Below are 8717 nucleotides of genomic sequence, written 5' to 3'. Positions count from 1 at the left end.
GTGGTTCTGGTAAACCTGTGGAATGTCCTGCCTTTTGCGGCGACTGCCTGCTTTGCTTTTCTCTCGCTTCGGGTTGACGAAACGGCGATTATGGACTATATTTTTAATGCTGCGAAGTTTTTTCTGACCTCGCAGCAAATTTTTTATTGGACGAAAGGAGCATAAAATTTTATGACAAAAAGGAAAAATAACGGCGTTCAAGGTCTTATCGGCTTTGAACGCTTTACTCGTTTCGGAGTAAAAACCGACAAAGCCGAAATAGCATTTTTCAGCGTAGAACCCACCAATATTTCAGTGCTTTCAGCGGCTAATATTGACGTGAAGATACATCATTTGATGATGCTGTTAAGCACGATACCGGACTTTGAAATTCTTGCTTTGGACTCTTGCGAGTGTTTTGATACAAACAAGATGTACGTCAAAAAGCGTTTGCAGACCGAGCAGAACGAGGCGGTCAGAAAACTGCTGCAGGCGGACTATGATTTTCTTGACGAGATTCAGGTAGAGATGTCCTCGGCAAGACAGTTTATGTTTGCGGTACGGTTCAGGCGTGAAAAGGACGAGCAGATATTCAGCACGCTTAATCGTGTTGACAAAGCAATCTCAGAACACGGCTTTACGGCTCGTAGAATGAGTAAGTCTGACATAAAGCGTATGCTTGCACTTTACTTCGGAACGAGCATATCGGGCGAGGAAATCCCCGATATTGAGGGAGAAAACGAATTTAATCTGGAGGGATTGCATGAGAATTAATTTACGAAAAAAGAAAAATCTGACGGACGAACAGCTTGAAATTATCAGCACAAAGGACTTTTTTGACCGAACTGTTCCGGGAATAATCAAGTTTTACACCGACCACTATATCTGCGGAAACTTCTACAAGTCCTGCTGGGCGGTTACGGAATATCCGACTTCAACGGAAGAAACGGCTATCCTTGCTCACCTTGCCGACAGAAACGGGGTAACTCTCAGAATTTACAACCGCCTTGTGACAAGTATGGAACAACGAAAAATCGTTCAGCAGGCAATGCGGAAAAATCATATGATGACCACCACAAACGATGTAAACGAGAGCATCAAGGCTCAGGATAATATCAACGATGTGGTAGAACTGCTGTCAGAACTTCGCCGAAACAAAGAACCGCTGCTGCATACGGCTGTGTTTATTGAATTAAAAGCAAGCTCGGAAGATAAATTAAAGGAACTGCAAGCCGACATTTCGATGGAATTAACACGTTCAAAAATATCTGTAGACAGGCTTTTGCTCCGTCAGAAAGAGGGCTTTTTATCGGTTTTGCCGACGGGCAATAATGTATTCGCAAGCCAGTTTGAGCGTGTTCTTCCTGCTTCAAGTGTTGCTAATCTTTATCCTTTGAATTACAGCGGAAAAACGGACGAAAACGGCTTCTATATCGGCAGAGATAAGTACGGCAGCAACGTGCTTGTTGACTTTGACAAGCGTACCGAGGACAAGACAAATTCCAATATTTTAATTCTTGGCAACAGCGGTCAGGGCAAGTCGTATCTTATGAAACTTTTGCTGTGCAATCAGCGTGAGGCTGGGAAAAGTGTGTTGGTTTTAGATCCCGAAGCCGAGTACCGTGACATTTGTTCAAATCTCGGCGGAACATACATTGATATGATGTCGGGCGAATTTATGATAAATCCGCTTGAACCTAAAGCTTGGAGCGACGGCGAAAAAGCGGATATTGAAGATCCCGAAACGTTCAGAAAAGTCACAAGATTATCACAGCACATATCGTATTTAAAGGATTTTTTCAGAGCGTACAAGGACTTTTCTGACAGCGAAATTGACACCATAGAGATCATGCTTATGAAGCTGTACGCAAGATTTGGAATTGATGATTTTACCGATTTCAATACGCTGGACAGCGAAGATTATCCAATTATGAGCGACCTCTACGAACTTATTGAAAAGGAATTCATGGCGTTTGATAACGAGAAAAAGCACCTATACACCGAAGAAATGTTACAGAATATCTGTCTGGGACTGCACTCCATGTGCAAGGGTGCGGAGTCAAAATATTTCAACGGTCACACCAACATCAATGACAGCGAGCTTATCTGTTTCGGAGTGAAAGGTCTTATGGACACAAACAAAAGGCTTAAGGATACTCTGCTGTTTAACATTCTCAGCTACATGAGCAATCAGCTTTTGGGCAGAGGAAATACAGTTGCCGCAGTAGACGAGCTGTATTTGTTCCTCACAAATATGACGGCGATCGAATATATCCGCAACGGCATGAAACGTGTTCGTAAAAAGGAGTCCTCGTTTATTCTGGCAAGTCAGAATATTGAGGACTTTCTTTTGCCTGAAATCAAGGAGTTTACTAAGCCGTTGTTTTCAATTCCGAGCCATCATTTTCTGTTCAATCCGGGTAATATTTCTCCGACTGCATTCATTGACACCTTGCAGCTTGAAGAATCGGAGTACGGCTTGATAAAGTACCCTGAAAGAGGTACTTGTCTTTACAGGTGCGGAAACGAGAGATATTTGTTACAGGTCATCGCTCCGCAGTACAAGGCTGTGTTGTTTGGAAACGGTGGTGGTCGGTAATGTCTGCAACAGTTGCGGTTGCTCTGAAAAAGGTAGCGATATATATTCTGGGCGACGAAAAGAAACGAGGTAAGCTGTTTGTTCTGATCGGAAGCATCGCCGCAGGCTTTCTTGGACTGATGTGCCTGCCTGTAGCTGTGCTGTCATCAATGGGCAGTTTGGAGATTGAAACTCCCGAAGTCGACCGTAGTATGTTCACCGATTCCGCTTTTATGGCAACGCTTGATGAGGATCAGCAGTCGCAAATTGCTGAATTTCAAAGTCAAGGTGAAGCCATCGCAGCTGTTATGTCTGCGGTCGGTTTGCCCTCGGAAACCATAAAGGCACAGCTGATTTATTACTCATATTTTGATGAAAATCCGCTGTCGGACTTCACAGAATACGCAAGTCTGTTCGCTAACGCAAACGATGATATCGCACTGCTTGAAAGTATAAATGCAACCTATGGTATTGAAATCCCTTACGATGATTTCATGCGTTCGTACACTTGGACGATGAACGCAACAATCAATGAGTATATGTTTACGGACAGCACAACCAAAAACTGTACGGACATGGCAGCTTGGGCGGAGAATGCGTACATCTCAGGCTGGGGATATATGAACGGATTTATCGGCGAGAGAAACGAAAATAACCGCATCAGATACTGCGATAACGCAGGACTTATGCTTGGGTATCTCAACTACAATCCTGCGGATAAAACGTTTGGAAATGTGCATGAAATTCTTGTTTACACGGAGCAAGGCAGTCTTGATACCATGCCTGAGGTCGCAGGTATAGGACTGTTTGACGGCAGTCAGCATGGGATATATGTCGGTGACGGCGAAGTCGTCTACAGTTCAGAAACTCTTGGATATGTCACTAAAGAGCCTGTTTCAAATGGCAGCTGGACAAGCTGGTGCACCTATGAGGGAGTGGATTATCCGCAGGAGGTTCTAAACGCCATTAATGAAATCAATAATGTGACGGAAGAAAATACAGAAGAATCAAATGAAGAAACGGAGTGATGTTAAATGAAAATATATTTAAAAGACGGCAATTACACTTTAGCAAAGGACTTCCCAATGAGTGTATTTGAAATACGTGATACGCTTGACAGGCTGAGAAAGTTTCAGAGCCGCGAGGTTTTGTTCAGACTGTCCGAATTTGGAAACACAGAGCTGCCGCAAAGCCTGTGTGGTAAAGAATTTTCAGCGGATATTTACAAGCTTAACCTGTTCGCCGAAAGGTATGAAAAGCTGGAATATCCGGAGGCAGAGGCGTTTAAAAGTCTGCTGAAAGCCAATCCCGAAAGCAGCTTTGACGATATGCTTTTGATGACATACGGTCTGGATTCTGTTCCTGCTTTCCCTTGCGAAGATTATCACGAACTCGGCGAAATGGCAATTGAGAACGATATGCTGTGTGAATTGGAGGACTGTTCCGATGAGATGTTGGAACTGCTCGACCGTGAGCATATCGGACAAATTATGTGCGAGCGTGACGGCGGTATGTTTGCGGACAGCTATTACTGTGTACCGTCCTGCTATGAGAGACCGGATATGAATATTGAGATCGGCGAGCCGGATAAGTGCTTTTTCCGTCTGCTGATCGCGCCTGCGCCGGCAAATGATGAATCCACCGAGCAGTTTGCCCAATGGCTGTCCCTGCCTTGCGATAAAGAAAATCTGAACGACATTGCAAAAGACCTTTGCATAGGCAGAGTTCAGGACATGGTCTATTATGATTTTCAGTCGGCTATTCCTTCGATCACAGAGGAATCGTTTGGCGATATGCGCAGAATTGACGAACTGAATGTTCTTGCTCAAAGGCTGTCAGAACTTTCAAATCACGATTTTGTAAAACTGAAAGCGGTCACAGAGAGCGAGGAAATATGTGATATTTCCGATACTATGGACTGCATTGAACATCTGTCGGAGTACGAATTTGATATGTTTATTTCCGATGAAAGCGAGTTCGGCAAGGCTTATCTGGCGAAAAATCTTCCTACAAACTTTGATAATTCTGTTCTGGAAGATATAGACTTGCACGACTTTGGTCAAAGTGTTCTGGGACGCAAGGAGGGCGAGATCACTTCCTACGGAGCGATCTCAGGCAGGGGTCAGGAACTGTATTATGCTATTACTGTTAAGTCGGAACAGCAGCTTACAGAAGATATCAGCGAAGAATTTTCTGATGAAGAACTTGAAGAAGATGAGTCGGGGGATTTTGAGATGGGAGGAATGTTGCTTTGAAGAAGTCAATTTCAATATCGGTCAATGAGGAAAAGCTGTCTGCGATAGAAATGTATCTGGAGCAGAAAAACACAACTCTTGCGGCGGAACTTGAAAAGTATGCGGATCAGCTTTACGGCAAGGTCGTTCCGCAGAATGTGAGAGATTTTATTGATATGATGTCGGACAGAAAGCCTGCGAGAAAGCAGAAGATCACTGCTCCTGCCGAATCGGGGAAACGATCCGAGCAGTAATTCGCCACGGTTCGCACCGTGTGCCCTCGTGTGGCGTTTTCACGGCATGGGTGGGATAACTTTACCCTAAAGGCAGCTGGGGCGAATTTGGGGCGTTTTGTTGCAAAGCTTGAGAATGGCAGGGATCAGATGATTTCGGGTGGGTTTGAGGGGCATTTAATATATTGCTGGTTAAAGTTTTGGCGTCAAAGCCGCCAAAACAATCACATCGGACGAGCAAAGCTCGCCGATTTTGCGAGGTTTTACAAGCCTTGATAAAATGGAGTCAAAAAAGGAGGTTTACGAAAGTCATGGAGTCAAAAGTACAAAAAATGAAAAAAAGCACCGATGTTGCAGAAGAAAACGATGGTGTCACAGCAGAAAAAATCAAGTTTCCGTTGTATGTATTTCCCGAGACTATGAAAACGGTTGATATCTTATACAAGTCGGATAACTGCTCTTCACGCACGGAGTTTATGGAAAAGGCAATCAGATTTTACTGCGGTTATCTTTTGCAGAACAAGCCTGAGCTTGTGGATTATCTTGCTCCGCAGATTGCAACGATAACAGAGGGAATTGTAAAAGACACGGAACAAAGGTTGTCCCGTGCCATGTTTAAAATTGCAGTGGAGCTTGGCGCGATTACACATATGCTTGCGGCTGTGCATGACATTGACGATGATACGATGATAAAACTTCGGGCTATGTGTACGGACGAAGTCAGAAGGATCAATGGTATCATTAATTTTGAGAAGGCGGTTAGGTATCAGCGGTCAGATTAAATCAAATTAAAACGGAGGTGATATGTGTTGGCGCTATCACAGTTGATTGTCACAAGCCGCTATCTGAAAAGCGGAAATCAGAAAATTAAAAACAAGCGCAGAAACTACACAAAGTACATTGCAACCCGTGAAACAGTTGAAGTCCGTGATCAAAACACTATTGACAGAAATGATAATGCTACAAAAAATCAGAAAGAGCTTATAGATGATTTGCTGATCGATTTTCCCGAAGCCAAAAGGTACCTTGAGTATGGGGACTATATCGCTGATTCTACCGTAGAAAACGCATCTGAGCTTATCAGTACGATCATTGAGCGTAACGCCGACATCATCGGAAATCGGCAGAATTTTGTGGGCTATATGGCTATGCGACCGGGAGTTCAGAAAAGAGGTTCGCACGGTTTGTTTAATGAAAAAGATGAACCGATCATTCTTGATAGAGTAGCTAACGAAATAGCAAATCACAAAGGCAATGTCTGGTCGCACGTTGTTTCGCTCCGACGTGAGGACGCTATTCGTCTTGGATATGATAATTCGGAAGTGTGGCGCGATCTTGTGAAAAGGCATATTTCCGATATTGCAAAAGCTCAGCGTATACCGCTTTGCAATCTGAAATGGTATGCCGCATTCCATGACACAACTCATCATCCGCATATACATCTGCTTGTGTATTCAACAAATCCAAAGCAGGGATTTTTAACTACTAAGGGTATAGATCAGATACGTTCAGCTTTTGCAAACGACGTATTCCATGACAATTTGCAGTCAATATATCAGGAGCAGACGTTAAGCCGTGACGAATTGAAAGCTGTATCCAGAACAGAGTTTGAAAGTATCGTCAGAAAAATTCAACAAGGCGGTTTTGATGATCCGCAGCTTGAAAATCTTGTTCTTAAACTGAATTCGCAGCTACAAAAAGTTAAAGGCAAAAAAGTGTATGGATATCTTCCACCGGAGGTCAAGGAAACGGTAAACAATATATTTTCGGAGCTTGCAAAAGATGAAAATATACAACAGCTCTATGAAAAGTGGTGTGACTTGGAGCGGTTGAAGTGCAAGACCTATACGCAAAAGGAAAAAGAACTGCCTGCGCTTACCGACAATAAGGTTTTTCAGCCTGTGCGGAATATGATAATCAGGACTGTGCTTGATATGGATAACCCTATAGTCGAAGAACCCGAACCTACCGAACAATCCGAAGATACCTCTGATAGTCCGCCTGTAGAAATATCTCCGCAGTTTGATGAATCTGAGCAATCCGAAAATGATAATATAATATTTTCAGATAACGATGATCTTACAGTCGAAGATTTCATTTGGAGTGATGAAAATACAGTAACGGTTGATATTGATGATGTTCCTCAAAGCAAATATTATTTAAAGTGGAGTAGTTCGTACAAAGAAGCCTGCAAACTGATTTACAATAAGCAATCAAAGCTTGAAGATTTCAAAAAAGCAGAACAACTTCTGCTTTCAGAATCTCAGACAGGCAATGTTCTTGCTATTCACGATTTAGGAAAGCTGTATTCCACCGACAAGCTTGGTGAAAAGGATGAAGAAAAATCATTTGCATATTACAAAGAGGCATTACAGGGATTTATGGAAACAGAACCCGATTCGGATTTTATGTTTCCCTACGAACCGAAATATGAGGGTCAAATCATGAAACCTGTAGATATGCGTTCTTACGTTTGGTATCGCATAGGCAAAATGCATTGTTATGGGTTAGGTACAGAACAGGACTACAAACAGGCATTTGATTGGTTTTTGAAATCGGCAACAGCGGGGAACAAATTTGCTCAGTACAGTCTCGCCAATTTGTATTACTACGAAAACGGCGTGGAAAAAGATTTGTCGCAGGCGTTTTTGTGGTATCAGAAATCATCTGCACAGGGACAACCTTATGCGTCGTATGCGATTGCTCAGATGTACAATAAGGGTGAATATGTTACTCAAAATGAAGATACGGCACAAAGGTATTACAATGCCGCATTATCCGGTTTTCTTGAACTCGAAAGCAAGGATCAGGCTGATGATAACCTATATTACAAACTTGGTTCTATGTTTAAAAAGGGACTCGGAACAGACATCAATATGGATAAGGCTATAGATTACTTCAAACGATCTGAAGAAATGAATAACAAGAATGGGTTGTACGAGTACGGAAAGGTGCTTCTGCTCGGAGAAAATATTCCACAGGATATTGAAAAGGCTGTAAAGCTACTTGAAAAAGCAATAAAGCTTGAGAATATCAATGCAAAACGTTTTCTTGCCCTTGAACTTATTTCGGGTGAGCATTTAGATCAGGACATTGACAAAGGACTTGCTATGCTTACAGAGTGTGCCGACAGCAGAGACGCTTATGCCTGTTACAAGCTTGGCAAGATATATTTCAAGGGCGATATCGTGTTGCAGGACTTGGATAAATCAGAGAAATATTTGCTGTCAGCCGAAGATAACGAATTCACACAGTATGCTTTCGGTATACTTTATTTGCAAAAAGAAAAGTATGATATTCTAAAAGCCGTAGACTGCTTTGAAAAATCCGCAGATAAGAATATGTGGTCAAGCTATCAGCTCGGCAGGCTTTATCTTTTCGGAGCAGAGGGACTTGAGAAAGATAAGACAAAAGCAGTAGAGTGGCTCACTAAATCCGCAGACAACGGCAACGAAGTTGCTCAGAATATGCTTAACCACCTTGACAATCTTGAGAATACCATGTTGGCAAATACAATCTTTGGTTTATTCGCAAATTTTAGTAGGTGCATTGAAGAGGACTATATTCAGAAGTATAAGGCAGTCAGACGGACGGTAGACAGTAGGCTGCGGAGAATGATACATCGGAAGAAACAGTCGCTCGGAATTAAGGATGATCAGTCGCAGAGTTATGAGCAATCATATTAACTGATAG

Annotated in this window: 7 protein-coding genes; all 7 read left to right on the top strand. The window is 42.7% G+C overall.

Features of this window, described 5'->3' with window-relative positions; all coding sequences use genetic code 11:
* Positions 1-171 precede the first annotated feature (171 nt).
* Positions 172-753: a hypothetical protein gene (locus DW938_RS12140; protein WP_118054648.1), complete on the top strand. Its 582-nt coding sequence runs from the start codon at positions 172-174 to the stop codon at positions 751-753.
* The gene (locus tag DW938_RS12135; RefSeq protein WP_118054647.1) at positions 743-2578 is read left to right on the top strand and encodes a DUF87 domain-containing protein; all 1836 of its coding nucleotides are present in this window, start codon (positions 743-745) and stop codon (positions 2576-2578) included. The genes DW938_RS12140 and DW938_RS12135 overlap by 11 nt, the downstream gene beginning before the upstream one ends.
* Positions 2578-3585 (top strand): hypothetical protein, encoded by a 1008-nt coding sequence (locus DW938_RS12130; protein ID WP_118125091.1) that lies wholly within the window; start codon positions 2578-2580, stop codon positions 3583-3585. The genes DW938_RS12135 and DW938_RS12130 overlap by 1 nt, the downstream gene beginning before the upstream one ends.
* 6 nt (positions 3586-3591) lie before the next feature.
* On the top strand, positions 3592-4812 hold the full coding sequence (locus tag DW938_RS12125; protein WP_118054584.1) for an antirestriction protein ArdA: 1221 nt from the start codon (positions 3592-3594) through the stop codon (positions 4810-4812).
* On the top strand, positions 4809-5045 hold the full coding sequence (locus tag DW938_RS12120; RefSeq protein ID WP_117865000.1) for a DUF6103 family protein: 237 nt from the start codon (positions 4809-4811) through the stop codon (positions 5043-5045). The genes DW938_RS12125 and DW938_RS12120 overlap by 4 nt, the downstream gene beginning before the upstream one ends.
* Before the next feature lie 290 nt (positions 5046-5335).
* Positions 5336-5806 carry a hypothetical protein gene (locus tag DW938_RS12115; RefSeq protein ID WP_242992540.1) on the top strand — a complete coding sequence of 157 codons (471 nt, stop codon included), beginning with the start codon at positions 5336-5338 and terminating at the stop codon, positions 5804-5806.
* A gap of 24 nt (positions 5807-5830) precedes the next feature.
* Complete coding sequence (gene mobP3 / locus DW938_RS12110) at positions 5831-8710, top strand: MobP3 family relaxase (protein ID WP_147342388.1); 2880 nt, start codon at positions 5831-5833, stop codon at positions 8708-8710.
* Positions 8711-8717: the final 7 nt, after the last annotated feature.

The organism is Ruminococcus sp. AM43-6, from assembly GCF_003461785.1.
Lineage (GTDB): Bacteria > Bacillota > Clostridia > Oscillospirales > Ruminococcaceae > Hominimerdicola > Hominimerdicola aceti.
The sequence above is the reverse complement of the archived record's forward strand: the minus strand, read 5'-3'. Positions and strand labels throughout refer to the sequence as shown.